This window comes from Mycetocola lacteus (assembly GCF_003667575.1).
In the GTDB taxonomy this organism is placed as follows: domain Bacteria; phylum Actinomycetota; class Actinomycetes; order Actinomycetales; family Microbacteriaceae; genus Mycetocola; species Mycetocola lacteus.
This window is the reverse complement of sequence record NZ_RCUY01000015.1, coordinates 164,922-190,215: the sequence shown is the minus strand read 5'-3', so window position 1 is coordinate 190,215 and position 25,294 is coordinate 164,922. Positions and strand designations below refer to the sequence as shown.

Below are 25,294 nucleotides of genomic sequence, written 5' to 3'. Positions count from 1 at the left end.
CAATATGGAAAGAGCCTCATCGAAAGATGAGGCTCTTTCGTTTAACACCGGTTCGTTTAACACCGGTTCGTTTAACACCGGTTCGTTCAACACCGGGCGGATGTTGCCGGGCGAAGAGCCAGGGTCACCTACACGTTACGCGTGATAGTTGGGAGCCGCTGTGATGCCTTCGATGTGGTGGGGATGAGACTCCTTGAGCCCCGCCGCAGTGATCCGTATGAATCTGGCACGAGATTGGAGCTCGCTGACATCGCGTGCGCCGACGTAGAACATCGACTGTCGAAGTCCGCCGACGAGCTGGTGCAAGACATCACGAAGCGCCCCACTGTGCGGGATTCGTCCCTCGATCCCCTCGGGGATGAGCTTATCGTCGGCTCCAACATCAGCCTGGAAGTAGCGGTCCTTGGAGTACGAGGTGCGTGCACCTCGGGTCTGCAGAGCGCCGAGGGATCCCATGCCGCGGTAGGTTTTGTATACCCTGCCGTCCGCCAGCACGTGCTCGCCCGGGCTCTCGTCCGTTCCCGCGAGGAGCGAACCGAGCATCACCGTGCTGGCACCCGCAGCGAGCGCCTTCGCGATATCACCCGAGTACTGTAAACCGCCATCGGCGATGACCGGGACGCCGGCCTGCCGCGCGACCATTGACGCCTCGTATACGGCGGTGATCTGCGGGACCCCGACGCCGGCGACGACACGCGTCGTACAGATGGACCCGGGACCAACACCGACCTTGATGGCATCAACCCCTGCCTCGACCAGTGCTCGCGCTCCGTCGCGAGTCGCGGCTTGCCCGCCAATCACATCGACACCCTCAAACGCGGGATCCCGTTTGATCTTTCGAATAATGTCGAGAACGCCCTGGCTTTGTCCATTAGCGGTATCGACGACGATGACATCCACCCCTGCGTCGAGAAGCTCACCGGCCCGAGCCCAACCATCTCCGAAAAATCCGATGGCGGCCCCGACGCGAAGGCGTCCGTCCTCGTCCCGGGTGCCTCGGAAATTCTCGCTCCGTCCCACGGGTGTAGTGTCTGCCAGTTTGACCCGAGCGACCATGGCCGCCTGATCGGAGATCGATAGGTTTCGGTGCAGGATCCCGAGGCCTCCGAGCCTGGCCATTTCGATGGCCATTGCGGCTTCCGTCACGGTATCCATTGCGGCTGAAAGCAGGGGGATGCCGAGTGACACTCGTTTGGTCAGTCGGGATCGAGTATCGACCTCGCTGGGAAGCACATCCGTATGGCCAGGCATGAGCATCACATCGTCATAGGTGAGGCCGAGCGGGCCGAACGGATCGTAACCGGCGGAAGTGTCGGGCTCTTGGGTCATGATGCGCTCTTCTTTCACGGGGTCGGGTCGGGGAAACGTGCGGGCGGGAGGGCGTCAGTTATCGGGAGGTGATGACCCGGAGGAGGAGAAGGTGAAGGGTTTCCCGCTCCTGCGGGGACAGGGCGTGCAACAGCTCGTCCTCGATGCTGGCCAGCCGTGTGAAGGTTGTATCGAGCACGAGGGCACCCTCGTCTGTGAGCGCAACGATGTGGCGACGCCGGTCCGCATTGTCGCGGCGTCGGAGGATGAGGCCGCGCTCTTCCATTTCGTTAAGCAGCCCCACGACGTTGCTGGCATCCAAGCCGAATACGCGCGTGATGTCCTGCTGTGCCAGGTCTCCGCGCTCCTTCAGGAGCGTGAGCGCAAGGAGCTGCCTGTGTGTGATGTCTCCGGGTTGTGCCGATGCATCCAAGGCTCGCCAGCCTGCTCGCGCTAAATAGCTGACTAGGGGGAGTGTGCGACCGTTATTCAACCATTCCATATCGTTAACGTATCGCAAATCATTTGCGATGCACAAACTATTTAGTGTGCCGGCGGGATGGCGGCGAGGCGGATACCCTGGGCAGATGAGCACTCGCCGTCTCTCCCCGCTGCGTGGGGAAAAACCCACCCGGGAGGATCTCCCGCGCTTTGCCACCGACAATCCGAATGCGATCGACGACGTCATCGCCGAGGATGCGGACCTGCGCCTGCTGATTGTCGGGGTCAACCCGGGGCTGTGGACCGCGGCGGTGAACGCTCCGTTTGCGCATCCGGGGAATCGGTTTTGGCCGGCACTTGAGCGGGCGGGGCTCACCGGTTACCGGATCGACACCTCGCGGGGGCTCAGTGCCGCCGATGAACACCACCTGCACGAGCGCGGGATCGGGATCACCAACCTGGTGGGGCGGGCGAGTGTGCGTGCCGACGAGCTCAGCCGGGAGGAGCTGCGGGCCGGCGGAGAGCGCCTGGTGCGCCGGCTGCCCGAGCTGGCACCGCGGGCGGTGGCGATCGCCGGTATCACCTCGTTTCGCACCGCGTTTGGGTTGCCTCGGGCGGTGATGGGACGCCAAGACACCGCGCTGATTCCGGGCTGGCCCGCAGACATCCCACTCTGGGTGGTGCCGCAACCCAGCGGGCTCAACGCCCACGAGACCATCGATACACTGGCCCAGAAGTGGCGTGAGGTGTGGGCCGAGGGTGGCTGCGGGGATATCGCCTAGGGTCAGCCTCGCTCTGGCTGGACGATCGGTCCCGCACCGCGGACGATCGGTCGGGTGCGCGCCTGCGCGTGCGGCCAGAATCGAAACATGACAGTACCCGTAGCATCGCAGCATCCCGCGCGCACAGCGTGGAGCGCCATCCTGATCATGATGGCTACCAGCTTTATTCTCGTGACGGCCGAGTTCCTCCCGCCGAGCCTGCTCCCCACCATGGCCGCCTCGCTCGGCATCACCGAGGGCCAGGCCGGACAGGCGGTGACCGCAACCGCGATCATCGGCTTCTTCACCGCCCCCACCATCGGCATCATCTTCCCCCGGCTGGATCGCCGCAACCTGCTGGCGGTCCTCGCCGCGGCCGCCGCGGTGTCCAATCTCCTGGTCGCGATCGCCCCCAACCTCGCCCTGCTGCTGGTCGCCCGGCTGATTCTCGGGGCGGCGATCGGCGGATTCTGGGCCATGTCCATCGCCGTGGCCGCGCGCCTCTCCGAACCGCGACACCTGGGCCGTGCGCTGATGCTGGTCAACACCGGCACCACCGTGGCCACCGTTGCCGGGGTCCCGCTGGGCATCTTCCTCGGCTCGATCTTCGACTGGCGCGTGGTCTTTGGAGCCGCCGCGGTCATCTCGCTCGTGGTGGCCGCTCTGCTGCGCACGGTCCTGCCGCCGGTGGCTCCCGCTGCCGCGACCGGTTTCCGCGCCCTCGGTGACACCCTCCGGGTACCCGGCATGCCGTGGGGGCTGCTCGGCCACGTCCTGGTCACCCTCGGCCACTTTGCCGCGTTCACCTACATTCGCCTGGCGCTGGAACGTCTTCCGGACATCGGGGCCGGAGAAATCGCCCTGCTGCTCGCGGTCTTCGGCGTGGGCGGGGTCCTCGGTAACTTCATCATCGGGCTGCTCGTGGACCGCCATCTCACCGCGATGCGGTTCCTGGTGCCCGCCTTCATCGGCGGCGGAATCGCGGTGGTAACCATCTTCCCCACGCAGTTCTGGGTGGTGGCCCTGGCAGTCGCGATCTGGGGTCTCGGATTTGGTGCCTGGCTGCTCGTGGTCTCCACCTGGATGGGCCGCCTCGCCCCCGAGCGGATGGAGGCCGGCGGCGGACTGCTGGTGGCCGGATTCCAGCTGGCGATCACCATCGGCGCGGGCATCGGCGGCCTGATCGTGGACGGTGCGGGTATCACCGTGGCGTTGGCTGCGGCCGCGGCCTCCGCGCTGATCGGCGGGCTGATCTTTGGATTCGTGCGCCAGAGTGTGGCCGTTCCCGAGCGTGAGGCCGAGGATGTAGCTGTGGGGTAGTTGCTCGCGCGGGGATGCCCGGCGGGATCCGGTGGAGACCGGTCCCGTCGGGCATCGCCGTATGGGGGGCTGCGCCGACTCCCGTGCCTACGCCGCGGGCTGCGACGTGCCGCGACGGCGCTCGCGCCACACGGCCGGTGCGGAACCGGTGTGCCGACGGAAGGCGCGACTAAACCCCGCCTCGGACTCGTACCCCAGACGACGGGCGGTATCCGAGACGCTGAGCCCCTGCCGCGTGAGCAGCTCCATGCCCGCCTCCATCCGCACCCCGGTCAGGTACGAGGCCGGGGTTTGACCCACCAGGGTATGAAAGCGTTCGGCAAAGGACGAACGAGACATGGCGGCGACCCGGGCCAGGTCCTGCACACTCCAGGCACGGCCAGGTTCGGCGTGCAGGGCGTCGAGCGCGCGGGAGATATACGGGTCGGCAACCCGGTGCAGCCACCGCTCGGGCGCGCATCCCAGCTCGACCCACTGGCGCACCAGCGCCGAGACGATCATGTTGGTCATCAGCCCGCATACCACCAGGTCGCCATCCCGGCGCGGCTTGGAAATCTCCGTCTCGGTGGCGCTCAGCACGCACCGCGCCATCGATTCGATCAGCAGAGCCAGGTTGGGTTCGTGCTCGTGAAACCGGGTCACCAGGAGCGCATCGGGAAAGAGTCCCAGCGTATTTTGGCTGGGCTCCGCCGCGGCAAAGGTGACGCTGATGATCTCCGAACTCATCCCGGCCCGCACCTCGTGCAGGCCGCCGCGCGGATAGAACAGCACATCACCGGCCTCGAGCTCGATCCACTCGGATCCCACCCGCATCGAAGCCGTGCCCGATGACAGGTAGGAGAAACCGGGGGTGTCTACCGGGGAGAGCACCCGCTCGCCCGAGGAATACCGCGTCCGATGTGATTCGGACAGGACCCATTCCAACGACGCGAGCGCGCGATCCAGGGCTCCATAGACGGGCACGGCTTCCAGGGTGGGTGACATGTCTCATTCAACCGGATTCCGGGGGCGGGTTATTCCCCGGATGTGGACCGCCGCCGCGAGAGCGCCGCGCCGAGTCCGAGCAGTAGCGCGATGGCCGTGCCGAACAGGGGCACGCTGAGTCCCAGACCGGTCGAAGCCAGCGCCGGGTTCTGGGTGGCGGTGCCCGCGCCCGTGGTAACCGGGCTGCCCGCCGATGCTGAGGCGCTCGCGGTGGTGGGGTTCCCGGGGGTCGCGCTGGTGCCGGGGGTCGCGGGGGCGCTCGGCTCGGCCGACACCGGTCCGGTCGGAGCCGAGGAGGTGGGTGTCGCGGTGGCGGTGGCGGTCGGTGAGGACGTCGGGGTTTCGCCCCCACGAATATCCGTCACCGAGAGGGCCAGCGTCCCCGACGTTGAATAGTTGTAGGTCTGGCTACCGGGGGTCAGCGGTGCCTCCCAGGTCAGGGTTTTGGGACCAAAGGTGGCAAATGTGAAGGTGTTGGTGGCCGGGTCATAGCTAAACCCGGGGTCGGTCGAGACGGGGACGATGATCGACCCATCCTGATTGATGAGCGGATTGGTCACCGGGGTGAGCGGCCGCACCGGGGGCAGGGTTGCCTGCTGCGGCTCGGCAAAGAAGTAGTAGCGAACGACCAGATCCCCGAGCGTCGAGAGGTCGGTAATGTGGTTGCGTTCGATGTGAATGTCACTCAGGGTGCGACCCTCCCGGGTGAGGTTGCGGCCGAGTGCGCCCAGCGGGGCCGCGTCTTGAATGTTGTTGCCCGAAACATCGATGAAGTGGAGTCGGGTGAAAAACTCGATGCCGTCCAGACTGGAGATGCCAGCATCATTGCAGTGTGCCGAGAGGTCCATCCCGGGACCGGAAACCTGGCCGGGCAGGATGTCGGCGTCCGCGGGCTGGTCCAGCGCCGCGTTGAGGCAGGCTTTCAGCGCCGAATCGGGAATGCTGATCGGCGTTTCGGCGGCGTGTGCCGGCGCGGAAAGCGACAGCGCGCCCAGGAGCGTGCCGAGCAGTGCGGCCGTCCCGAGTGTCCCGGCAGCCGTGCGGTTTCGGGCAGCGAGGCGGGTGGATCGAGCGAAAAATGGAGAAGATGTCATGCGCGTTCCCTTGATCGAGCTCAGGGTCTCGACCGCGAGGGCCGCAGCGATGCCGTGAGCGGAGGGGAAGCGGCGGTCGCCGGCTCCCTGAGGGCCGACGCTAACAAGGTATATGCTACGTAACGTAATGATTTGCGCAGGTTTAGCGCAGGACCCGAGAAATCTGTCCCCAATACGGGGTCTTAGCTCCCGGCTGCGAGTGTTTCCAGCGCCTGGGTTGTGGCGCGGGCGATCAGCGCATTGCTGTATTCGGCGTCCTGCGCATCCTTGCTCGACATGACCGCGAGCACGAGCGGTGCCCCGGTGGGAGGCCAGAGGATTCCGATGTCGTTGCGGGTGCCGTAGTAGCCGCCGCCGGTTTTGTCGGCGACCACCCAGTCTGCCGGAACCCCGGCGCGGATCAGTTCGCCCCCGGTGGTATTGGCCTTCATCCAGGTGGTGAGGAGATTGCGTTTCTCGATCGGCAGGTGGTTCGATACGCCAAAGGTGGCGAGGGTATGGGCGTGGGCGCGCGGCGTGGTGGTGTCGCGCGGATCCCCCGGGGTAGCCTCGTTGAGGTCCGGCTCGATGCGGTTCACGTTGATTGTGGCATCCCCGATTTCGCGCAGCAGCTGCTGGAGGCCGGACGGGCCACCGAGGCGATCAAACATGAGATTGGCGGCGGTATTGTCGCTGTACTGGAGTGCGGCGGTGACCACCTCGTGCAGGAGCATGCCGTCCTCAATGTGCTGCTCGGTGATTGGGGAGTAGGAGACGATCTGGTCGGCGGTGAAGGTGACATGCTCCTCAAGTGCCGCAATGTCCCGGGTCTGTAGGATCGCCGCCGCCTGGTGCGCCTTGATCGTGGAGGCAAACGCGAAGCGTTCATCGGGGCGATACTCAACCGTGCGCTGCGAGCCGGTATCAATCAGGAACAGCCCGAGTCGGGCACCGTACTCGGCTTCCAGCGCGGCGAAGGCGGCGTCCGAGCGGAGGGGCGCGGGGGACGCTCCGCTGGCGGCGGTGCCGGCGGGTGTGGTCGGTGAGATTGAGTGCGCGGGGTTTGCGGTGCAGGCGGCGAGGAGGCCGGCCGCACCGATCGTGGTGAGGCCCAAGAATGTGCGTCGGGTGAGGTGCGTCATGATGGTTCCTTTCAGCTGGCGATTTCTCCCATTCTCCACACCAACTTGTGCATTAGCATAAAACCACCTAGTATTTCAGTACCGGCCTTCCTCTTCGGGGAGGGAGTGGCGGTAGGCCGTGCGAAAAGGGCACAGGGTAAGCCCGCGCAGCCGGTTCGGGGTGAGGTTCTTTCTTGACTCACCCCGAACCCACCCGGTCGCTAGGAGCAGGTGATGCGGGTAATGCCGGTCACATTTGCCGCACCGGATCCCGTGGAGATCGTATTCTTCAGCGTGGTACCCGCATAGGCGCGCACGGTGCTTGAGCCGCGGTTGTTGGAGATCGAACGAGCCTGCCCGATCGCCCCGAAGCTCGTGTTTGTCGCGGGGCAGGCGGAGAAGGTGAGCTTGTCGCCGCCGTAGTTGATTCGTGAGTAGGCGCAGTAGCGGCCACTCTCACAGTTGCCGGCGGCCAGCGCCGAAATCGAACGCGAGGAGACCTCGGACTCGGGGCTGAGGGTGGCAACCACGGCACCCTGATCCCAGCTAATTTCGTTCCAGGCAACCTGCTCGCCGCCGTGAGTGGCGATGATCGAGTCCACCCGCGCCTGCATTGCATCGGTGGGTAATCCCTGTGCGGACGCGATGCTCGGGGTCGAGAGGGCCAGCAGGGTCAGGGCTGCGGCAGCCAGGGTTGTGCGGAGAAGACGCATGTTTCGGGTATCCGTTTCGGGAGGGCACGCGGCGGGTGACGCGTGCGCGAGGGAGGATCCGCTAGCGCTCCCAGGCGACATAATCGACCACCGATGGGGAGGCGATATCGGTCCGTGAGCTTCCAACATAGAGGGTTTCGGCCGCCAGAATCTGCCCACTTTTGGGGGACACGATCAGGCGATCTTCGAACTCCGGGGAGCGGTCACGAGCCTGGAAAACGATGCCCGAGCGTCCCAGTCGATCGGTGGTCGCGCCCGCCACCGCGATGTTATCCAGGGTGGCTAAATAGCCCAGGAGCGCGGCCTCCTGATTGCGGGTGAGCGGGTAGTTCGAGAGGATGCCAGCGATTTCTCGGAGCGTCTGTCCGGCGCTCAGATTCGGGTCCTCGGTGAGGGTCGCTAGATAGGCACCCACCTCGCCGATGCTGGCGGGAGGGCCCGACTCGGCCGGGAATTCCCACTGACCGGAGGGGAAATTCTCATCCGCCAGTACGGTGCCCGGGCGGGGAAGCCCGGCAGCCTCCTGGCCGGGGAAGGGTGATGCCGCGGTGAGGCGCAGGCGGACCGAACCGTCGGCGGCAAACACGGTTTCGCTCTGCTGGGGTTCGGTGACCGAGGATTCGATTGAGCCGTCTTCGGCGATCGAGGTATTCAGCGCCCACATCTGCGCGCGAATGGTGGAACCGGCGGCGGGTTGAGTGCGTTGCATCTGGGCCATCTCCGTCAGCAGTGTGGGTGCCGAGGTAGACACCGGGGTGAGTTCAAGCAGCGGCGGGGTTGTCGCCATGGCCGGACCGGGATTGATCAGCGCGATGACAAAAACGGCCACCGCGGCAAACGTGGCCACGGCACCCGCGGCCAGGCTCAGGCGGCGACGTGGGCGACGTCGGCCGGAATCGGGGTGTCTGGGTGCACCACGGCGGGGGGCTTCGGCGGAGAGTGGATGCCGGGCGGCTGGACGCACCCGATGCTGGTGATGGCCCGTGGCGGTGGTGGCTGCCGCCTCGGCCGCCTCATACGCGGCCAGCTCGCCCAGGGCGCGTTCGGACAGTGGGGAGTCGCGGTGCACGGTGCCGGGATCCGCGGCGCGAAGGACATCGCTCAGGAGATCATTCATGAGTGGAAACCTCCGTGGTGGAGTGCAGGTCAAGGTCGGCGAGGGCGCTGCGCAGCAGGCGGCGGGCCCGAACCAGTCGGGTGCGGATGGCCAGCGGGGTGGTGCCGAGGATCTCGGCAATCTCCCGCGTGGTGAGGTCCTCCCAGTAGGTCATCATCAGAACATCGCGATGAATCTGGGGGAGTCTCTCGAGGGCGTCACGCACGTCGGCGTGGGTTTCGTCCACCGTGAAGGTATCGGAGCTGAGCTCTTCGCCGAGGTGGGTGTGCAGGTTTTCCTGACGGTCGCGGCGTCGGTATTCGTTCCCGATCAGGTTGCGCACAACCCCGTAGAGCCACGGGACGCTCAGTGGTTCCCCGGCCTGGTATCGCTCCCAGGCGATGCGGAACGCCTCGGTGGCGATCTCCTCGCCGTCCTGGCGCGAACTCAATCGGCGCTCGGCCACACCTACCACCAAGGAATGGTTGGCGCGGAAAAACTCCGAAAACTCGCTCACCGCACCGTCCCTTCACCACTCAGATGCCCGCGCTGCGTGGGCAGGGCCGGCACCCGGGACCGGTCGCACGCGAACACCGAACTGTAGCATTCGGCTGGTTTGGAGTGTGAAGGCATAGATTCTGAGGTGCGTGGTTGGCTGGCGGTTTAGTGTCGGCGAGGCGGGCCGCTCCCATGCAATAGGTATGCGTCCAGGCGTCCCGCACACACACCGAAAATCGCGAAGATCGCGCCCGCCGTGCCTAGTAACCGTCTCAGATTCACAGACAGCCCTCCCCCCGGATAGGCACGGCGGTTCACGCGTGCAGTGCAAGGCAGGTGCCTCATCTAGGTTGTTTCCGGAAGTGGGGGATATGTGACATTGGTCCCCAAACTTTTTTCGGAAAATATTTTCGGGGATGGATGGGCGGTTAGTTTTTGGGTGGCAGGGTGAGGATTTCGGCCCCGTGCTCGGTGATCGCCACCGTGTGTTCGGTGTGGGCGGTGCGCGCGCCCGTGGCGCTGCGCAGGGTCCAGCCGTCGGGGTCGGTAATCAGGCGATCGGTGTCCTCCATGACCCAGGGCTCCAGGGCGAGCAGCAGGCCCGGGCGGAGGGTGAAGCCGCGGCCGGGGCGTCCGTCATTGGAGATGTGTGGGTCCTGATGCATGGTGGACCCGATGCCGTGACCGCCAAACTCCAGGTTGATCGGGTAGCCGGCCCCGCTCAGGACGGTGCCGATCGCGTGGGCAACATCCCCGGTGCGTGCACCCGGGCCGGCGGCGGCGATCCCCGCGGCCAACGCGCGCTCGGTGGTTTCGACCAGCGCGACGCTCGCCGGCGGGCGGGCCTCGCCCACGATAAAGCTGATCGCCGCGTCCGCCGAGATGCCATCGAGGGTGACTGCCAGATCCAGGGTGAGCAGGTCGCCATCGGCGAGCATGTAGTCGTGGGGGAGGCCGTGGAGGACGGCATCATTGACGGCGGTGCAGATGTAGTGCCCAAACGGCCCGCGTCCAAATGAGGGGGCGTAGTCCACGTAGCAGGACACGGCTCCGGCGTCGAGGATCATCGCGCGAGCCCAGCGATCAATCTCCAGCAGATTGGTGCCGATGCGGGTGCGGTTTTTGAGGGTGTGCAGGATGGTGCCCACCAGTGCGCCGGTCTTGCGGGCGCGGTCGAGCTCGTCGGGGGTCAGGATTTCGATCATGGGGGCCTCTCGCCAGAATCCAATAACTATACCGGTCAAACTATACCGGTATAGGATTGGCTCATGGTTAGACTGCCCCTCACCCCGGAAGAGGTCGCGCGCGGGGAGCGCCTCGGTGCCCTCCTGCGGCGTGCCCGCGGCGAGCGATCGATGCTCATGGTCGCGCTGGATGCGGGGATCTCTCCCGAGACGCTGCGCAAGATCGAATCCGGCCGCGTGGCCACCCCGGCCTTTTCCACCATCGCGGTGATTGCCGGAGTTCTGGGGCTCTCCCTTGATGCCGTCTGGGCTGAGATGAGCCCGGTCGAGTGCGTGGACGAGGCGGCCCGGGTGCAGCCGCTGGCCTCCTAGGGGTACCCTTGCGGCCGCCTGGCCGCTGCGTGGGTGCCTCGTCTTTGAGTGGGTGCCTTGGTGTTTGTGTGGGCACCCGGTCTTCTGGCGAGCAGATCGACAAGCGGGCGAGACCATGCCGGTCTCGCCCGCTTTCGTGATTAGCCGTTATTGATTGCGGTGGCCACGATGGTGGCCCGGCCGAGGATGTGGCCGAAGATGTTGAACCCGAGGAAGGCCGGAGTCGCATCGGGGCCCACGCCCAGGTCTGCCACATCGAGGGCGTGCACGGTGATGAAGTAGCGGTGTTCGCCGTGGCCGGCGGGCGGGGCCGAACCGAGGAAGCGAGCCGCGCCGCTGTCGCCGCGCAGCTGGAGCGCCGCATCCGGGAGGCCCGATCCGGTTTCATCCCCGGCACCCTCGGCCAGCTCGGTGACCGAGGCGGGAATACCCGTGACCGCCCAGTGCCAGAAGCCCGAACCGGTGGGTGCGTCCGGGTCAAAAACGGTGACCGCGTAGCTCAGGGTGCCCTCGGGGGCACCGCTCCAGGAGAGCTGCGGGGAGCGATCCTCGCCGCCGGGAACCCCGAACAGGCCCGAGTACTGGGCGGGACCAAACGCCTCACCGTCGGCGACGGTGCTGCTGGTCAGGGTGAAGGAGGGGACTTCGGGAAGCCGAGCAAAGGGATTGTTGAGGGTGGTCATGAATGCTCCTTGTGAGTGGTGGGGGACGGGAGACGGAGGAGGGCGAGGACGATCAGGGGAACCAGGCCCACGCCGACCATCATGGCCCCGATAGCTGAGGGTCCGGTGATACCGAGTGAGGACTCCAGGGCCAGTCCGGCAACCCAGGATCCCAGCGCGACGCCACCGTTGTAGGCGGCAACCGCGGAGGCCGCGGCGAGGGTGGGGGCGGTGGGGGCGAGCCGGATCGAGAGACCGGTGGCCAGCGGCGGCACACACATGCCCGCGGCACCCACAACAAAGAACAGGACAAAGCTCCAGACCGGGTTGATCGAGAGCGGAACCAGCAGGGCCAGGGCGATCGCCCCGATCAGCGTGGCACCGAGGTAGGTTGCGATCGCGTGCCGGTCACCCAGGCGTCCGGCCAGGTTGGTACCCAGCAGACAGCCGACGCCATAAACCACCAGCACGATCGGAACGCTCCAACCGGGCAGGCCGGTGCGGTTCACCAGCAGCGGCTGAATGTAACTGAATGCGGCCATGACTCCGCCGCTGACCACCGCTGTGGCCGCGAGGACCAGCCAGATGCGAACCTGACCGAACGCGCGTAACTCGGCACCGATGGAGGTTTGGTCGCCGGTGTTGTGGGTGAGGGTGATGCGGGAGATGATCACCGCGGCGATCGCGGTGAGGATGGTGAGCAGCCAGAAGGTACCGCGCCATCCCACCAGCTGTCCCACGAAGGCACCCAGCGGAACGCCGGCAACGGTGGCCAGCCCCACACCGCTCATCATCAGCCCGAGGGCGCGGGAGGCCAGCGCCGGACCGGCGGCCGAGGTCGCGACCACCGCGGCGACGGCCCAGAACGCGCCGGTGGCCACCGCCGAGATGAACCGGGCAACCAGGCTCATCTCGAAGCTGCTGCTCAGCGCGGTGAATGCGTGACCCAGTGCGAAGATCACCAGCGCGCCCACCAGGGTCACGCGCGGATGCAGTTTTCGAGTGGCCACGGCCATCACCGGTGCCCCGATGACCATGCCGATTGCGAAGATGGTGATCAGCAACCCGGCGCGAGCCTCGGTGACCTGGAGATCGCCGGCAATCTGCGTGAGCAGACCGGCCACGATGTTCTCGGTGGTGCACATGAGGAAGGCACCCACCATCAGGATGGGGACCACGGCCGGCATTTTGCCGGGAGTGGTGTGCTGGGCGGTCGTGCGGCCCGGGGGACTCTGGTGTGACATGGTGAGCTTTCTGTTGAGGCACGGGGATCGCGGAGCCGGATAACACGCGGCTCGACACGAAGGTCATGCTTCTAGAAAACGCCGTTTGCTCAGGGCGCGGAACGCCCGCTCGAACAGTGGTCTGGCCCACCCAGGGTCTGGCAGGGCACCCCACAACCCTCCCGCCCAGACCTAGGATGTTGCCCATGGACAATCGACGGGCAGAGATCAAAACCTTCCTCGCTTCCCGGCGTGCCCGGGTTACCCCCGAGGAGACCGGCGTACCAACCTTTGGCGGGGTGCGACGGGTTCCCGGCCTGCGGCGCGAGGAGGTTGCGTTCCTGGCCGGAGTGAGCGTCGACTACTACGCGCGGATCGAACGTGGCCACACCGCCGGTGTTTCCCCCGAAGTACTGGACGCGATTGCCGGTGCCCTGCGCCTGGACGAGGCCGAGCGCGAACACCTGTTTGACCTGGTGCAGGCCACCCGCCCGGTCGGCCCCGGCAAACGGGTGACCCGCAATGCGGCGAGCAGCCGGGTCTCGCTGAGTGTTCAGCTGGTCCTCGATGCGATCGCCGTGCCCGCGTTTGTGCAGAACATGCGCGGAGACCACGTGGCCTCCAACGCGATCGGCCGCGCGCTGTACGGCGACCCGAGCGATGACCCCACGGTGCCCTTCAACTACTCAAGATTTGTGTTTCTCAACCCGCGCGCCGCCGATTTTTATCGAGACCTGGACCGGATGAAACGCAATAACGTGGCACTGCTGCGACAGGCAGTGGGACGAGCGCCCGAGGACGCGGGCCTGCAGAAACTCGTCGGTGAGCTCTCCACCAACAGCACCGAATTCGCCGACCTTTGGGCCTCACACGATGTGTTGCGCTACCGTTCCGGCACCAAGCGTTACCACCACGCGCTGGTGGGAGACGTGGAGTTTGGATACGAGTCCTTCGAGGTGACCAGCGCCCCCGACCTGCTCATGCTTGTGTACACGGTCGAGCCCGATTCCCCCACCGCGCAGGCCATGCAGCTCCTGGCCAACTGGAGTGTTCCGGCGGAGAACACCCACTGACGGAGGGATCCCGAAGTCTGCGATTGGCCGCGCTGCGGACCGGGAGGCTTAGTCGGCCCGATCACTGGTGCGAAAGCGCTGCTGAAACACGCTGGGCGGCATGCCGAGGCGGGTGACAAAGAGGCGACGCATGGTCTCCGCGCTCTGGAATCCGGCTCGGCGGCTGGTGACACTCACCGACTCGCCGCGCAGGAGCAGAGCCTTGGCCGTGTCCAGTCGCACCCCCTCGACAAACCGGGCCGGGGTCATGCCGAACTCGGCCTGGAACAGGCGTGAGAGGTGGCGGGTGCTGAGCCCCGCCGCGGCGGCGAGGTCGGTGATCGTGTGGGCGGCGGCCGGGGCCTCAATGATGATCTCGATGACCCGCTGCACCGCATCATGGCTCCCGCGGGACACCTCGTTCAGGGTGGAGAACTGCGATTGTCCACCCGGCCGCCTCAGGTACACCACCAGCTGACGGGCGACTTCGCGGGCGAGCTCGGGGCCAAGATCGGTCTCGATCAGCGACAGCGCCAGGTCGATACCCGAGGAGACTCCGGCGGAGGTGTGGAAGCGACCGTCGCGAACAAAAATGGAGTCCGGGGTGACGGTGATGCCCGGATACAGTCGGGCGAGAAGGCCCGCATGGGCCCAGTGGGTTGTGGTGCGGCGTCCGCTCAACGCGCCGGTGGCCGCCAGCAGGAAGGCCCCGGTGCACACCGAGGCGACGCGGGCCGAGATATCGACCAGTCTTGCGGTGGCCTCGAGGATCTCCGGGGGAATCGCGGCCGTGGGGAGGGCGTCGCCGCCGGGGATGATCAGCGTGTCTGCGCGGGTGAGATCCCGAGCACGGGTGGTCGCGGGGAAGGGGGCGCCGATCGAGGTGGAGACCGGAGCGCCGTCCGCCGAAACATACAGCAGCTCGTAGTGGGCGCCCAGCCGGTTCGCCTCGGCAAAAACCTCGGCCGGGCCGACGATATCCAGCTGTTTGACACCGGGAAACAGCAGGAAGGCGATCGAGTGGCTGGGCATCCTCCAGTATGTCCGTATTCGAGGGATATCTGTCAATTTGGACACTGTGAGATTGGCCGCGACCGGGGGAGCCTGGATGCAGGCTCCCGAGCGGTTCGGCGGGCCGCACACTCAAGGAGAACACCATGACCGAAACCATCGCCGGAATCACGATCCCCGACACCGCCCTTGTCCGCGATATCACCGAGTATGTGCGCGAGCATGAGAGCGAGCTGCTCTTCCACCATTCGCGCCGCGTGTTCCTGTTCGGTTCCCTGATGGGGCAGCGCCGCGGTCTGAGCGTCGACCCCGAACTGCTCTACGCCGGTGCCATGTTCCACGACCTCGGGCTGACCGAAACCTTCCACTCCTCCCAGCTGCGCTTCGAGGTGGACTCGGCCAACGCCGCCCGGGCGTTCCTGACCGCCCGCGGCGTGAGCGCTGCGGATGCGCAGAAGGTCTGGACGGGCATCGCGCTGCACACCACCCCGGGCGTGCCTGAGTTTATGGAGCCCGAGGTTGCCCTGGTCACCGCCGGGGTGGAGACGGACGTGTTGGGGATCTGGTACCACGAGCTGAGCGCAGAACAGCGGTCCGCGGTCGTCGAGGCGCACCCGCGTCCGGACTTCAAGAACCGGATCCTGGCGGCGTTTACCGCGGGCAACGTGCACCGACCCGACTCGACCTTTGGCAATGTGAACGCCGATGTCCTGGCCCACTATCTGCCCGGGTTTGAGCGCGGTGACTTTGTCGAGGTGATCCGGCAGAGCCCCTGGTCCGAGTAGCGGGAGGTGCGGAGGCGGGTGGCGGATTGGCCGCCCGTCGCCTTGACGAGTGGTGGCGGATTGGCCGCCCGTCGCCTTGACGAGTGGTGGCGGATTGGCCGCCCGTCGCCTACCGGATGGGTTCCAGTGCGGCGTCCAGCGCGCGGATGACCGCCAGATGCTGAAGCTGCGCCGTCCAGACCTCGGGGTTTCCGGCGGCGAGCACGCACACCCCCTCGGTGGTGGCGGCGAGAAGCGCCGCCCGGGCTTCGGCTTCGGCATCGTCAATCCCGGGAATCGCCGCCTGGATGAGCCGGGTCAGGCGAATTCGGAAGGACCCGCTGTGCAGTGCGTGACGTTCGGCGAGCACCTCATCGCCGAACGCCGAGGCGAGAAATCCCACCCACACACGCGCGTTTGCCAGCCCGTCGGGGTCGGCGGCGAGGGTGCCCAGCGCGACCGAGCGGAGCGCGTCAACCGGATCCGATGCCTCGGCTTCGAGGCGCTCGGCGCGCAGTCGGGTGCGTTCATGCAGTCGATCCCGAGCGTCCAACAGGAGCGCCTGCTTATCGGTGAACGTGTGCAGAACCAAGCCGGTGGTGCAGCCCGCCCGTTCGGCAACGGCGCGGAGGGTGAGCCCCCCGGGTCCGTGTTCGGCCAGGGTCGCCCAAACGGCTTCGGAGAGCAGCTGGCGTTGGGCATGAGGGTCTCGGATTCGAGGCATCCACTCAGCGTAACATGTGTTACGGTAACAGATGTTACGAAAGGATTGAGGCATGAACTGGCAGATCGAAAGCGTCCCCTGGGATGATCCCGAGGGGGCCGCGCTGCGCCTCGCCCAGCGGGCTGAACTCGATGCCCGCTATGGGAGCGACGATCACGAACCCGGACACGCCCCCACCGCCGATGAGGTGCCGGTCTTCCTGGTGGCCCGCGACGAGTCGGGACGGGCCCTCGCCTGCGGCGGCCTGCGCAACGTTGCCGAGGACGTGCTGGGCCCCGGACACATTGAGGTCAAGCGGATGTTTGTTACCCCGGCCGCCCGCGGCACCGGCCTGTCCACGGCGATGCTGTACCGCCTGGAAGAGGCGGCCCGGGCTCTCGGTGCACATCGCCTGGTGCTGGAAACCGGCGAGCGTCAGCCCGATGCGATCCGCTTCTATACCCGCGAGGGCTATGAGCCGATCCCCGGCTTTGGTGACTATGCGGGTGCCCCCGAATCGGTGTGCTTCGGTCGGGATCTGACGCCACGAAACTAGCCGACGGTCAGGTCCGATTTTGGCCAGCGCCCGGTTCGTCGAGGTGTTTGACTCGAACCATGAACTCGATGGAAACCTTCAGAGCCCTCCACTCCGCCCGCACCCCGCTCCTACTGCCCAACGCCTGGGATGTGGCCGGGGCACGCATTCTGGAGGAGGCCGGCGCTACGGCCATCGCCACCACGAGCGCGGGCATCGCCTGGGCTCAGGGCACCGCCGATGGTGGAGTACTCAACCGCGATCGGATGCTGGTCACCCTGGAATCGATTGTCGCCGCTGTGGCGGTCCCGGTTACCGCGGATATCGAGGGTGGCTACGCCGAATCCCCGGAGGGGGTGACCGAGACCGTGCGGTTGGTGTGTGCCACCGGCGCCGCGGGCATCAACATCGAGGACGGCCCGCGCACGCCCGAGGACACGGTCGCGCGCATCCGGGCGGCCCGGGAAGCTTCAGAGGGCCTCTTCATTAACGCGCGCACCGACGTGTTTCTGGCGGGTGGCGGGGATATCGCCGCCCGCATTGCCAAGACGATTCGCCGCGCGGACCTGTATCTGGCCGCCGGTGCTGACGGAGTGTTTGTGCCCGGAGTGGTAGATGCCGAAACCATTGGGGAGCTGGTGCGGGGGATCGCCGGTCCGCTCAACGCGATGATTGGCGAGGCCACCCCCGGTATCGAGGAGCTGCGCTCCCTCGGGGTCGCAAGACTCAGTTCGGGTTCGGCCTTCGCCCAGTCGGCCTATGCGGGTCTGCGCCGAGACGCCGCGCAATTCCTGACCTCCGCGCGGTGGCCGGCCACGCAGATGGACTACGCCGAGCTGAACCGCCTGTCTGCCCGGGGGTAGGGTGCGAGTATGAGGGAGAATCGTGCGGAGGGGCCTGCCGGGGCCGCGTGCCGGCCGGGGGACCCGGGGTTTGCCGCGCGCTATCGGGCAATCGATGCCCGGGATACCCGGTTTGATGGCCAGTTCTATACGGCGGTGTCCTCGACCGGGATCTACTGTCGTCCGTCCTGCCCCGCCCGCACCCCGGCCGAGCGACACGTGACCTTTTACGGTTCGGCGGCGGCCGCCCAGATCGCCGGTTTTCGGGCGTGCAAACGCTGTGTTCCCGATGCTGTGCCGGGAACCCCCGAGTGGAATCTGCGCGGGGACCTGGCCGGACGGGCAATGCGGCTGATCGCCGATGGCGTGGTGGATCGCCAGGGGGTGGACGGCCTGGCCGCCACCCTCGGATTTACCCCGCGGCATGTGGGACGGATCCTCACCGAGCAGCTCGGTGCGGGCCCGCTCGCCCTGGCCCGCGCCCGCCGCGCGCAGACGGCGCGAGCGCTACTGGTGGGTACCGATCTGGACATCGCCCAGATTGCCTTCGCCTCGGGATTCGGGTCGATTCGGCAGTTCAACAACACGATTCTTGAGGTGTTTGCGCAAACACCCGGCACGCTGCGCGGGCGCGCGCGTCCGGCTCACCCCGAGCGAACCGCGGGGGAGGCCGTGCGTATTAGCCTCGATTTGCCGATGCGGGCCCCCTACGATGCTCGGGGAGTTTTCGCGTTCCTGGCGGCCCGTGCAATCGCGGGCGTGGAGGCCGTGGACCTCGCTGATTCTGGGCGTCTGCGCTATGCACGTACGCTGCGTTTACCCGGTGGCCCCGCCGCGGTTGAGGTACATGCCGATTTGGGAATGCAAGGCTGGAAGCTGCGCGCGGAGCTTGAACTCTCGGACCTGGCAGACCTCGGTACCGCTCTTTCGCGGCTGCGTCGACTCCTCGATCTGGACGCCGATCCCCAGGCGGTGGATGCCGCGCTGTCCCGTGATCCGCACCTGGCCCCCCTCGTGGCGGCGGTCCCCGGAGTGCGTGTACCGGGCACCGCCGACGCCCAGGAGACCGTGATTCGGGCGCTGATTGGCCAGCAGATTTCGGTCGCCGCCGCCCGCACGCATCTGGGCCGGATCGCCGTCGCTCTGGGGCAGCGGTATACGTCACGCTTCGCGGGGCTCTCGGTGCTGTTTCCCACGATGCGGGCGCTGGCCGAGGGGATCCCCATCCCCGAGCCGGGGGTCGCCCCGGATCCCGAGCGCATCCTGAAGCTTCCCGGACGTCAGGTTAAGACCGTGCGTGATACCGCCGCCGCTCTCGCCGGGGGAGACCTGGTGGTACACGTCGGGGTGGAGGGTGAGGCGCTGCGTGCGGCGCTGACTAAGCGCCCCGGGATTGGACCATGGACCGCCGGCTATATTGCGATGCGGGTGTTGGGGGATCCCGATGCCTGGCTCGAACGCGATGTGGCGCTGCTTGCTGGGTCCCGTGTCCTGGGACTGGGCGATCCAAGCCAGAGCGCGGCCGCCGCTCATCTGGCGCTGGCCGAGACTGCCGGCACCTGGGCCCCGTGGCGTTCCTACGCGGTGATGCACCTGTGGCGGGTGGCCGCGGCATAGGGTGCGCATGCGTCGGGGTGGCGGGACGCGCGCGGGTTGGTGAGTGCCCAGCCGCGGCATAGGCTGGGCGCATGGATTGGAACGGAGAGCTACGCCGTCGGATGTTCGTGGACACCGGTGAGGGGGATGGGGAACTCACCGAGTACAACTGTGTGCTCTTTCCCGGGGAGGACCACGAGTTGACGATTCAGGCCTACGCGCCCGGACTCGAGGAACTCAGCCGGTTTGTGCTGCCCGAGGTGCGTGAGTTCCTCGACGGACTGGACGCCCTGATCGAGAACCGGGACGAGCTCGATGCCGACCTCGCCCAGGTGATTCACTATCGCGGTCGCGTGGGACTGGTGTGGTGGTCGCGCGGGATGAACAACGAGTTTGTGGGCATCTACCGGCCCGATCCTGCGGGCTGGCGGTTTCTCGGGTTTGGCGACATCTTCGAGGACTGATCGCGCCTGGCCGTGGCGGCTTCGACGGAACCCACGGGTACCGGGTTTGCGTGGACGAAACCTGACGCGGTAATCGTCGGGTGACCAGGCAAAGAAAATGCCCGGGGTTGGTGGGCCGCAGCGGACGGTTTACCAGGGGGAATAACGCTGCGGGGCCACCAACCCACGGGCGGGGGATCCGAGAATTACGTTACGCCGCCGGTTCGGCGAAGGCCAGGGTTCCCCGGAAGCATTCAGGAATCTCCCTGCTAGCTATCGGATTCGGTCGACCGCTCGGTTGTGCCCGACTGCTCGGTTGATCCCGACGACTCGGTCGCACCCAGTAATTCGGCCACGTCCAGCAGTGGCGAGGACTCGATCAGGCGCTCGCCCGCGGGTCCGTGCAGCAGCGCCTGGTCATCCCGGACCGGCACGATGCGAAAGCGGTCGGCATAGCGCGCCAGGGTGCGCTGAATCAGTACCAGGGGGTACGGCGGCAGGAGGCCGTCGGCGTGGGGGAGAACCACCGCGTCGGTCAGGCCGAGGCCGGTGGTGTCGGTGCCGGCGTGCAGCCCCTTGGGGTCATCCAGCGGGCCGATCGGCTTGATATCCGGACCGGCCAGAACCGAGCCGGCGCTCGATCCGATATACGGCAGGCCCGCCTCCACCCGCTGCTTCAGCAGGTCTGCTGCGCCGGCCGTGCGGACGGCATCCAGAAGGGCAAACGTATCGCCGCCGGCCACATAGATTGCGTCCACCTCATCCAGGGCCGCGGCAAGAGACTCGGAGGTGTGGGCGGAGAGCGGGATCTCGATGATCGGGTTGCCCAGTGAGGCCAGGGCCTCGCGCTCGGCACGCACAAACGGCGCGTCGGTGAAGTCGCGGGTGGCGTCGGGAATGTAGCCGATCAGCGGGGTCTTATGGGGCACCGTTGCCGCCAGGAATGCGGGGACGGCACCGAGGCCGCGGGAAAGCAGGAGAAGATGAGTCACCCACCTACGGTACTCGTCCGCGCCGACATTTGCTCGGACCGGAGCCTGGGAAAGCCGTTAGCGCGCGGTGTTGACGCTGTGGGCTGGTGACCGCTGGGCGCCGCCGAAAGCCGAGCCGCGGATGTGCCATGTTCTGGGGCGGTGGAGCATCGTCATCCATCTATACACTCAATGTATAGTGGCGTCATGGACAACGCACAGACCCTGCTCGGCCTACTGGAAGCCGCCCCGAGCCACGGGTATGACCTCAAGGGTGAGTACGACCGCTTCTTTGGTGGCAGTAAGCCGATGGCCTTCGGTCAGGTGTACTCCACGCTTGCCCGACTGATTCGGGACGGACTCATCCTCGAACTCGCCGCCGAGGGCCACTCGGGCGGCCCCGAGCGCAAGAGCTATGCGGTGACCGACGCCGGCCGGATCCGGGTGCGGGAGTGGATGTTTACCCCCGACATCCCCGAGGCTGCCCTGCAGAGCAATCTGTTTGCCAAGACGGTGATCGCCCTGCTGCTGGATGAGGACGCTGGAACGCTCCTGGATGCCCAGCGCGCGTGCCACCAGGCCCGCATGCGCGAGCTCACCGCGGCAAAGCGCGGTGCCGACCTAGCGAGCGTGCTCACCATCGACCACGCGCTGTTCCACATCGAGGCGGACCTACGCTGGATCGAACTCACCGGTGCCCGCCTCACCGAGCTGCGGGCGGGGGTGCGCGGCGCATGAGCGACTTTGGTACCGATGTTGTGATTCGGGCACGCGATCTGCACCTCAGCTTTGGCCAGACCCAGGCGCTGCGGGGGATCAGCCTGGACGTCTATCCGGGCGAAATTCTGGCGGTCATGGGCCCCTCGGGGTCGGGAAAGTCGACCCTGCTACACGCCCTCGCCGGTGTCCTGGTGCCCGACGCGGGCACCGTGCGGATCGGCAACCGGATGCTGGGAGAGCTGGACCAGACCGAGCGCGATGACCTGCGCCTGCGCGAGTGCGGCTTCGTCTTCCAGTCCGGGCAGCTGCTGCCCGACCTCGGCGCGCTGGACAACGTGACCATCCCGTTGCTGCTCGCGGGGGTTAAGCGGCGCGAGGCGCTTGCTCGCGCCCGCTTCGAACTGGAACGCCTCGACATTGCCGAGTGCGCCACCCGCTACCCGGCCGAGCTCTCGGGTGGTCAGGCCCAGCGTGTGGCGATCGCCCGTGCCCTGGTTGCCCGGCCGCGGGTCCTCTTTGCCGATGAGCCCACCGGTGCACTCGACTCGCTCGCCGCCGAACACACCATGATTGCTCTGACCGACCTGGCCCGCGCCGACGGCACCGCGATCGTCCTGGTCACCCACGATGCCCGCACCGCCGCCTACGCCGACCGCGAGATTATTGTGCGGGACGGAAAAATCAGCGCGGGGATCGCGGTGCTCCCCACGTCCGACGGTACGGCCGCGTTCACCGCCACCGGTCCGCGCCGATGAGGCTCAGTCTGGCGCTGGTTCTCTCGCAGAACCGGCGTGCACGCGTGCGCATTCTTGGCATCGCCGCGGGCATCGGGATCGGCATCATGCTGCTCCTGCTGCTGTGGGGTGGATACCGTGCCCTGGAAACTCGCACCGAACGCTGGGATTCCTACTCCCGCTTCGCACCGGATACCGACCAGAACTCGGCGGCGATTGTGCCGGGTTCCGGGCAAACCTTGGCGATGGGCAGCACCGATCGTTTTCGGGAGTGGGAGATCCAGCGCATCGACGTGTCCGCGCCGGATGCGCGGCCCGCGCTGTTTGAGACGGCGGTGACGTTGCCGCAGGCCGGCGCGTACCTGGCATCTCCCGCCCTCGCCCAGCTCGTCGCCGAGACCGCACCGGCCGAGCTCGGCGTGCGGTTTGGATCTCCGGCCGGGATCCTCCCCGACTCCGTGTTGCCGACCCCCGACAGCCTGGTTGCGGTGGTGGTCCATACCGAGCAGGAAATGCTGGACAACTACGACGCGCGGGTCCTGCCCGAGACCGATCCGTCGGGCACCGGATTCGGTGGAATTCCGGTATACGGTTTCGTCGCGATCCTGGGGGCGCTCGCGGTGGCGGCCCCGGTGCTGCTACTCATCGCGATCGTGGCCGATCTCGGGCAGGTTGCCCGCCGGGAACGCACGGCCCAGCTCCGTCTGCTCGGTGCCGGGCGCGGAGTCATCGCACACCTCGCGGCGCTCGAGATGATCCCGGCGGCTGTTCTGGGTGTGCTGATGGGTGCGCTGGGGGCCTGGCTGACGGTGCCGCTGTTTTCACGGGTTTCGGTCCTGGACGGGACATTCTTCGCCTCGGATCTTCGGGTCCCGCTGGGCCAGCAGATCGTGGTGCTTGCCCTGGTCGCCGCCTTCGTTCCGCTGGTGGCGGCGATCCGCGCCCGCCGCGGCGACCGCGGGGCGTTGCCCGGCAGCGTCTCGGTGCCCGAAACCGTGCCGAGTGCATGGCGGATTGTGCCGCTGGGGGTGGGGGTACTCGGCATCCCGGCACTGATCGTGCTGGTTGATGTGTTGCACGGAATGATCTACTGGGTTGCGGCGCTGATCGTCCTGATCCTGGTCTGTGTGGGGCTGATAATCGCCGGACCCTACCTGACCCTGCTGCTGGGACGCGTGCTGTCGGGCCGAGCACAATCGGCATCGCGGGTGATCGCGCTGGGACGCACGGTCCGGCTCCCTCGGGCCGCGTTTCGCGCGGTGAGTGGCCTGGTGATCGCCCTGTTCCTGGTATCCATGTTCCAAATCGCGATGACAGCGAACGTTGATGAGTTTGCCCAGGCCGATCATCTTGGTACACAGGAGGCCGGATTTACCCGGATGGTGACGGTCGAAAACCGCAGTGAACGCGCCGACCTGCCCGAGCGCCGCCGGAAGGTTCTGGAAAATATAACCGGAGTGGAATATGCGGTCAACGTGTATCAGCAGGCCGGGGGTGCGGGATTGACCGTGGTGAGCGCCGAGGATGCACGGTCCCTGGGTTTCACGCCGACCGCGGAAGAAGCGTTTATTGCGATTTCCCCGGCGATCTTCTCGGGTTTCGCCCCCGAGCCAACGGGTGACCGCGTGGACCCCGACAGTGAACGTCTGAACATCGCGACCGTGGCCCTCACCGATGGAACCCCCGAGGCAATCGAGCGTGCCCGCAGCGCCATATGGGCGCAGGGTGTCGCCTTTGACACGGTGCCCGAGGTTTTAGCGGAGCGTCAGTATACCGACGGCCTGAGCTATTTCGGACGCTTCTCCACCCTCGCATCGATCGGCGCCGCGGTGGCCGGTGGCATTTCGATGCTGGCCCTGGTTGTGGCGACCATCATCGGCGTCGCTGATCGGCGCGCGGTCTTCACCCGGCTGCGGCTGATCGGCGTGCGTGTGGGTACCCTCCGGCGTGTCATTCTCGCCGAGAACCTCATCCCCTTGGCCGCGATGAGTGCGCTGGCGGTGGCGCTCGGGCTCCTTGCGGGCTGGGTGGTGATCCGGGTCTTCAGTGGCGGAAACCGGCAGGTGGGGTGGCCCGGTGCCGAGTATCTGATCACGCTGGCGCTGCTCGTATTCTTTGCGGCGGTGGCCCTGGGGCTGGCGATGCTCAGCGTGCGCGGTGCCACCAGCGGGGCGCGGTTGCGCGAGGAATAGCCGGCGAGGCCGTGGGATCGGGGGGATCGCCACGGCCCCGGACGGGGTGGCCCGCGGGGTGGCCCGGGTAGGCTGAATGCACCGTGCGGGATTCCGCTCGGCGAGGAACGCGGGAGGAAAGAGGGCCCGATGCCGGATGTGGCACGCAACCAGCAGGGCGCGCGCGAGCGCCGCGACGCCATCGTGACGCTGCTGCGCGAGCGCGGTAGTCTCGCCGTCGCCGAGCTGCCCGAAACCTTTGAGGTGTCCCCGGAAACCATTCGCCGCGACCTGCGCGAGCTTGAGCGTGAGCGCCGGGTCGAGCGCCGCTACGGCGTGATCCGGATGGTGGAGAGCGGCGCGGTGGAAACCCCGATCGCGTTCCGCGAGACCAACCACACCGCCGAGAAGGTGCGCATCGCCCAGGCCGCCGCCGGTCGCCTGGCGCAGGCGCGCACGCTATTCCTGGACGAGGGGTTCCTGCCCGCACTGGTGGCCGAATCCCTGCCCGATGATCGCCCACTCACGGTGATCACCGCCTCGATTCCCGCGGTGCTACGCCTGGCCAATCGGCCGCGAATCGAGGTCATCATGCTCGGCGGGCGGATCCGCCCGGCAACCCTCGGCGCGGTGGACTTTTGGGCAACCCGGGCGCTGGAGGGCTTTGTCCCCGACCTGGCGATCCTCGGTGCCAACGGCGTCTCGGTGGACGGCCTGCTGACCACCCCGGATCCGGCGGTGGCTGCGGTGAAGGAAACCGCGGTCAGGGTGAGCGCGCGACGGCTGTTCGTGGGTGACCACAACAAGTTCGGACGCACCAGTTTTGTGCGCTTCGCCAACGTCACCGACTTCGAAACCATGATCACCGGACAGGCGCTCTCGGCTTCGATCGCCCGCGAATATGCCGAGCGTGGGGCGCGGATCGTCCGGGTCTAACCCCGCCGGGTGATCCCGGTTGCGGGCGGGCGGCGGTCGTCTCCGTCGGCCACCGCGCAC

General features: G+C 66.9%; 28 protein-coding genes. 14 read left to right on the top strand and 14 right to left on the bottom strand.

What is annotated here, in order from left to right:
* Window positions 1-4 precede the first annotated feature (4 nt).
* Window positions 5-145 carry a hypothetical protein gene (locus D9V34_RS18315; RefSeq protein ID WP_121689517.1) on the top strand — a complete coding sequence of 47 codons (141 nt, stop codon included), beginning with the start codon at window positions 5-7 and terminating at the stop codon, window positions 143-145.
* On the opposite strand, the gene guaB is transcribed toward D9V34_RS18315, so the two are convergent.
* Both guaB and D9V34_RS16290 read right to left on the bottom strand, forming a co-directional pair.
* Window positions 136-1,329, bottom strand: a complete 1,194-nt coding sequence (gene guaB, locus D9V34_RS16295) for an IMP dehydrogenase (protein WP_121689516.1) — start codon at window positions 1,327-1,329, stop codon at window positions 136-138. The genes D9V34_RS18315 and guaB overlap by 10 nt on opposite strands.
* A gap of 58 nt (window positions 1,330-1,387) precedes the next feature.
* Window positions 1,388-1,810, bottom strand: a complete 423-nt coding sequence (locus D9V34_RS16290; protein WP_183092012.1) for a MarR family winged helix-turn-helix transcriptional regulator — start codon at window positions 1,808-1,810, stop codon at window positions 1,388-1,390.
* Between the two features lie 85 nt (window positions 1,811-1,895).
* Between D9V34_RS16290 and D9V34_RS16285 the strand changes: the two genes are divergently transcribed.
* Window positions 1,896-2,531 (top strand): mismatch-specific DNA-glycosylase, encoded by a 636-nt coding sequence (locus D9V34_RS16285; protein WP_121689515.1) that lies wholly within the window; start codon window positions 1,896-1,898, stop codon window positions 2,529-2,531.
* A gap of 87 nt (window positions 2,532-2,618) precedes the next feature.
* Complete coding sequence (locus D9V34_RS16280) at window positions 2,619-3,830, top strand: MFS transporter (RefSeq protein WP_121689514.1); 1,212 nt, start codon at window positions 2,619-2,621, stop codon at window positions 3,828-3,830.
* 87 nt (window positions 3,831-3,917) lie between these two features.
* Here D9V34_RS16280 and D9V34_RS16275 read toward each other — a convergent pair whose 3' ends face one another.
* The 7 genes from D9V34_RS16275 to map form a co-directional block, all read right to left on the bottom strand.
* Window positions 3,918-4,814 (bottom strand): AraC family transcriptional regulator, encoded by an 897-nt coding sequence (locus D9V34_RS16275; RefSeq protein WP_121689513.1) that lies wholly within the window; start codon window positions 4,812-4,814, stop codon window positions 3,918-3,920.
* A gap of 29 nt (window positions 4,815-4,843) precedes the next feature.
* A complete protein-coding gene (locus D9V34_RS17905) occupies window positions 4,844-5,908 on the bottom strand; it encodes a hypothetical protein (RefSeq protein WP_183092011.1) in 1,065 nt (354 codons plus the stop codon).
* A gap of 182 nt (window positions 5,909-6,090) precedes the next feature.
* Window positions 6,091-7,029 carry a class A beta-lactamase gene (gene bla, locus D9V34_RS16265; RefSeq protein ID WP_121689512.1) on the bottom strand — a complete coding sequence of 313 codons (939 nt, stop codon included), beginning with the start codon at window positions 7,027-7,029 and terminating at the stop codon, window positions 6,091-6,093.
* Between the two features lie 200 nt (window positions 7,030-7,229).
* Complete coding sequence (locus tag D9V34_RS16260) at window positions 7,230-7,721, bottom strand: peptidase inhibitor family I36 protein (protein WP_183092010.1); 492 nt, start codon at window positions 7,719-7,721, stop codon at window positions 7,230-7,232.
* Window positions 7,722-7,782: 61 nt separating this feature from the next.
* Complete coding sequence (locus D9V34_RS16255; RefSeq protein WP_121689510.1) at window positions 7,783-8,838, bottom strand: hypothetical protein; 1,056 nt, start codon at window positions 8,836-8,838, stop codon at window positions 7,783-7,785.
* Complete coding sequence (locus D9V34_RS16250) at window positions 8,831-9,334, bottom strand: RNA polymerase sigma factor (protein WP_121689509.1); 504 nt, start codon at window positions 9,332-9,334, stop codon at window positions 8,831-8,833. The genes D9V34_RS16255 and D9V34_RS16250 overlap by 8 nt, the downstream gene beginning before the upstream one ends.
* 409 nt (window positions 9,335-9,743) lie before the next feature.
* Window positions 9,744-10,520, bottom strand: a complete 777-nt coding sequence (map, locus tag D9V34_RS16245) for a type I methionyl aminopeptidase (protein WP_121689508.1) — start codon at window positions 10,518-10,520, stop codon at window positions 9,744-9,746.
* A 63-nt stretch (window positions 10,521-10,583) separates the two neighbouring features.
* On the opposite strand from map, the gene D9V34_RS16240 reads away from it, so the two are divergent.
* Window positions 10,584-10,871 carry a helix-turn-helix domain-containing protein gene (locus D9V34_RS16240; protein WP_121689507.1) on the top strand — a complete coding sequence of 96 codons (288 nt, stop codon included), beginning with the start codon at window positions 10,584-10,586 and terminating at the stop codon, window positions 10,869-10,871.
* 140 nt (window positions 10,872-11,011) lie between these two features.
* Here the strand turns inward: D9V34_RS16240 and D9V34_RS16235 are convergent, their stop codons facing one another.
* Both D9V34_RS16235 and D9V34_RS16230 read right to left on the bottom strand, forming a co-directional pair.
* Window positions 11,012-11,554, bottom strand: a complete 543-nt coding sequence (locus D9V34_RS16235) for a YbhB/YbcL family Raf kinase inhibitor-like protein (protein ID WP_121689506.1) — start codon at window positions 11,552-11,554, stop codon at window positions 11,012-11,014.
* Window positions 11,551-12,777, bottom strand: a complete 1,227-nt coding sequence (locus tag D9V34_RS16230) for an MFS transporter (protein WP_121689505.1) — start codon at window positions 12,775-12,777, stop codon at window positions 11,551-11,553. Before D9V34_RS16230 ends, D9V34_RS16235 begins: the two co-directional genes overlap by 4 nt.
* 185 nt (window positions 12,778-12,962) lie before the next feature.
* Between D9V34_RS16230 and D9V34_RS16225 the strand changes: the two genes are divergently transcribed.
* Window positions 12,963-13,829: a helix-turn-helix domain-containing protein gene (locus tag D9V34_RS16225; RefSeq protein WP_220700613.1), complete on the top strand. Its 867-nt coding sequence runs from the start codon at window positions 12,963-12,965 to the stop codon at window positions 13,827-13,829.
* A 48-nt stretch (window positions 13,830-13,877) separates the two neighbouring features.
* On the opposite strand, the gene D9V34_RS16220 is transcribed toward D9V34_RS16225, so the two are convergent.
* Window positions 13,878-14,840, bottom strand: coding sequence for a GlxA family transcriptional regulator (locus tag D9V34_RS16220; RefSeq protein ID WP_121689503.1), 963 nt, complete (start codon window positions 14,838-14,840; stop codon window positions 13,878-13,880).
* Window positions 14,841-14,965: 125 nt separating this feature from the next.
* On the opposite strand from D9V34_RS16220, the gene D9V34_RS16215 reads away from it, so the two are divergent.
* Window positions 14,966-15,604: an HD domain-containing protein gene (locus tag D9V34_RS16215; protein ID WP_121689502.1), complete on the top strand. Its 639-nt coding sequence runs from the start codon at window positions 14,966-14,968 to the stop codon at window positions 15,602-15,604.
* Window positions 15,605-15,713: 109 nt separating this feature from the next.
* On the opposite strand, the gene D9V34_RS16210 is transcribed toward D9V34_RS16215, so the two are convergent.
* The gene (locus tag D9V34_RS16210; protein WP_121689501.1) at window positions 15,714-16,307 is read right to left on the bottom strand and encodes a TetR/AcrR family transcriptional regulator; all 594 of its coding nucleotides are present in this window, start codon (window positions 16,305-16,307) and stop codon (window positions 15,714-15,716) included.
* Window positions 16,308-16,359: 52 nt separating this feature from the next.
* On the opposite strand from D9V34_RS16210, the gene D9V34_RS16205 reads away from it, so the two are divergent.
* The 4 genes from D9V34_RS16205 to D9V34_RS16190 all read left to right on the top strand — a co-directional run bounded on the left by D9V34_RS16205 (window position 16,360) and on the right by D9V34_RS16190 (window position 19,723).
* A complete protein-coding gene (locus D9V34_RS16205; RefSeq protein WP_121689500.1) occupies window positions 16,360-16,842 on the top strand; it encodes a GNAT family N-acetyltransferase in 483 nt (160 codons plus the stop codon).
* A gap of 68 nt (window positions 16,843-16,910) precedes the next feature.
* Window positions 16,911-17,684 carry an isocitrate lyase/PEP mutase family protein gene (locus tag D9V34_RS16200; protein ID WP_220700612.1) on the top strand — a complete coding sequence of 258 codons (774 nt, stop codon included), beginning with the start codon at window positions 16,911-16,913 and terminating at the stop codon, window positions 17,682-17,684.
* A 9-nt stretch (window positions 17,685-17,693) separates the two neighbouring features.
* A complete protein-coding gene (locus D9V34_RS16195; protein WP_121689498.1) occupies window positions 17,694-19,280 on the top strand; it encodes a DNA-3-methyladenine glycosylase 2 family protein in 1,587 nt (528 codons plus the stop codon).
* Window positions 19,281-19,351: 71 nt separating this feature from the next.
* Window positions 19,352-19,723: a hypothetical protein gene (locus D9V34_RS16190; protein ID WP_147441718.1), complete on the top strand. Its 372-nt coding sequence runs from the start codon at window positions 19,352-19,354 to the stop codon at window positions 19,721-19,723.
* Window positions 19,724-19,971: 248 nt separating this feature from the next.
* Here the strand turns inward: D9V34_RS16190 and D9V34_RS16185 are convergent, their stop codons facing one another.
* Complete coding sequence (locus tag D9V34_RS16185) at window positions 19,972-20,694, bottom strand: Type 1 glutamine amidotransferase-like domain-containing protein (protein ID WP_121689496.1); 723 nt, start codon at window positions 20,692-20,694, stop codon at window positions 19,972-19,974.
* Window positions 20,695-20,880: 186 nt separating this feature from the next.
* On the opposite strand from D9V34_RS16185, the gene D9V34_RS16180 reads away from it, so the two are divergent.
* The 4 genes from D9V34_RS16180 (at window position 20,881) to D9V34_RS16165 (ending at window position 25,234) form a co-directional block, all read left to right on the top strand.
* The gene (locus D9V34_RS16180; RefSeq protein ID WP_121689597.1) at window positions 20,881-21,411 is read left to right on the top strand and encodes a PadR family transcriptional regulator; all 531 of its coding nucleotides are present in this window, start codon (window positions 20,881-20,883) and stop codon (window positions 21,409-21,411) included.
* Entirely contained in the window at window positions 21,408-22,148 is a 741-nt protein-coding gene (locus tag D9V34_RS16175) for an ABC transporter ATP-binding protein (RefSeq protein WP_121689495.1), read from the top strand. The genes D9V34_RS16180 and D9V34_RS16175 overlap by 4 nt, the downstream gene beginning before the upstream one ends.
* Window positions 22,145-24,319, top strand: a complete 2,175-nt coding sequence (locus D9V34_RS16170) for an FtsX-like permease family protein (protein WP_121689494.1) — start codon at window positions 22,145-22,147, stop codon at window positions 24,317-24,319. The genes D9V34_RS16175 and D9V34_RS16170 overlap by 4 nt, the downstream gene beginning before the upstream one ends.
* A 129-nt stretch (window positions 24,320-24,448) precedes the next feature.
* Window positions 24,449-25,234, top strand: coding sequence for a DeoR/GlpR family DNA-binding transcription regulator (locus D9V34_RS16165; RefSeq protein WP_030149127.1), 786 nt, complete (start codon window positions 24,449-24,451; stop codon window positions 25,232-25,234).
* Window positions 25,235-25,294: the final 60 nt, after the last annotated feature.

What these genes read in the sequence shown, in the direction of transcription:
- D9V34_RS18315 (WP_121689517.1), top strand. Translation starts at nt 5, where the DNA reads ATGGAAAGAGCCTCATCGAAAGATGAGGCTCTTTCGTTTAACACCGGT.
- guaB (WP_121689516.1), bottom strand. Translation starts at nt 1,329, where the DNA reads ATGACCCAAGAGCCCGACACTTCCGCCGGTTACGATCCGTTCGGCCCG.
- D9V34_RS16290 (WP_183092012.1), bottom strand. Translation starts at nt 1,810, where the DNA reads ATGGAATGGTTGAATAACGGTCGCACACTCCCCCTAGTCAGCTATTTA.
- D9V34_RS16285 (WP_121689515.1), top strand. Translation starts at nt 1,896, where the DNA reads ATGAGCACTCGCCGTCTCTCCCCGCTGCGTGGGGAAAAACCCACCCGG.
- D9V34_RS16280 (WP_121689514.1), top strand. Translation starts at nt 2,619, where the DNA reads ATGACAGTACCCGTAGCATCGCAGCATCCCGCGCGCACAGCGTGGAGC.
- D9V34_RS16275 (WP_121689513.1), bottom strand. Translation starts at nt 4,814, where the DNA reads ATGTCACCCACCCTGGAAGCCGTGCCCGTCTATGGAGCCCTGGATCGC.
- D9V34_RS17905 (WP_183092011.1), bottom strand. Translation starts at nt 5,908, where the DNA reads ATGACATCTTCTCCATTTTTCGCTCGATCCACCCGCCTCGCTGCCCGA.
- bla (WP_121689512.1), bottom strand. Translation starts at nt 7,029, where the DNA reads ATGACGCACCTCACCCGACGCACATTCTTGGGCCTCACCACGATCGGT.
- D9V34_RS16260 (WP_183092010.1), bottom strand. Translation starts at nt 7,721, where the DNA reads ATGCGTCTTCTCCGCACAACCCTGGCTGCCGCAGCCCTGACCCTGCTG.
- D9V34_RS16255 (WP_121689510.1), bottom strand. Translation starts at nt 8,838, where the DNA reads ATGAATGATCTCCTGAGCGATGTCCTTCGCGCCGCGGATCCCGGCACC.
- map (WP_121689508.1), bottom strand. Translation starts at nt 10,520, where the DNA reads ATGATCGAAATCCTGACCCCCGACGAGCTCGACCGCGCCCGCAAGACC.
- D9V34_RS16240 (WP_121689507.1), top strand. Translation starts at nt 10,584, where the DNA reads ATGGTTAGACTGCCCCTCACCCCGGAAGAGGTCGCGCGCGGGGAGCGC.
- D9V34_RS16235 (WP_121689506.1), bottom strand. Translation starts at nt 11,554, where the DNA reads ATGACCACCCTCAACAATCCCTTTGCTCGGCTTCCCGAAGTCCCCTCC.
- D9V34_RS16230 (WP_121689505.1), bottom strand. Translation starts at nt 12,777, where the DNA reads ATGTCACACCAGAGTCCCCCGGGCCGCACGACCGCCCAGCACACCACT.
- D9V34_RS16225 (WP_220700613.1), top strand. Translation starts at nt 12,963, where the DNA reads ATGGACAATCGACGGGCAGAGATCAAAACCTTCCTCGCTTCCCGGCGT.
- D9V34_RS16220 (WP_121689503.1), bottom strand. Translation starts at nt 14,840, where the DNA reads ATGCCCAGCCACTCGATCGCCTTCCTGCTGTTTCCCGGTGTCAAACAG.
- D9V34_RS16215 (WP_121689502.1), top strand. Translation starts at nt 14,966, where the DNA reads ATGACCGAAACCATCGCCGGAATCACGATCCCCGACACCGCCCTTGTC.
- D9V34_RS16210 (WP_121689501.1), bottom strand. Translation starts at nt 16,307, where the DNA reads ATGCCTCGAATCCGAGACCCTCATGCCCAACGCCAGCTGCTCTCCGAA.
- D9V34_RS16205 (WP_121689500.1), top strand. Translation starts at nt 16,360, where the DNA reads ATGAACTGGCAGATCGAAAGCGTCCCCTGGGATGATCCCGAGGGGGCC.
- D9V34_RS16200 (WP_220700612.1), top strand. Translation starts at nt 16,911, where the DNA reads ATGGAAACCTTCAGAGCCCTCCACTCCGCCCGCACCCCGCTCCTACTG.
- D9V34_RS16195 (WP_121689498.1), top strand. Translation starts at nt 17,694, where the DNA reads ATGAGGGAGAATCGTGCGGAGGGGCCTGCCGGGGCCGCGTGCCGGCCG.
- D9V34_RS16190 (WP_147441718.1), top strand. Translation starts at nt 19,352, where the DNA reads ATGGATTGGAACGGAGAGCTACGCCGTCGGATGTTCGTGGACACCGGT.
- D9V34_RS16180 (WP_121689597.1), top strand. Translation starts at nt 20,881, where the DNA reads ATGGACAACGCACAGACCCTGCTCGGCCTACTGGAAGCCGCCCCGAGC.
- D9V34_RS16175 (WP_121689495.1), top strand. Translation starts at nt 21,408, where the DNA reads ATGAGCGACTTTGGTACCGATGTTGTGATTCGGGCACGCGATCTGCAC.
- D9V34_RS16170 (WP_121689494.1), top strand. Translation starts at nt 22,145, where the DNA reads ATGAGGCTCAGTCTGGCGCTGGTTCTCTCGCAGAACCGGCGTGCACGC.
- D9V34_RS16165 (WP_030149127.1), top strand. Translation starts at nt 24,449, where the DNA reads ATGCCGGATGTGGCACGCAACCAGCAGGGCGCGCGCGAGCGCCGCGAC.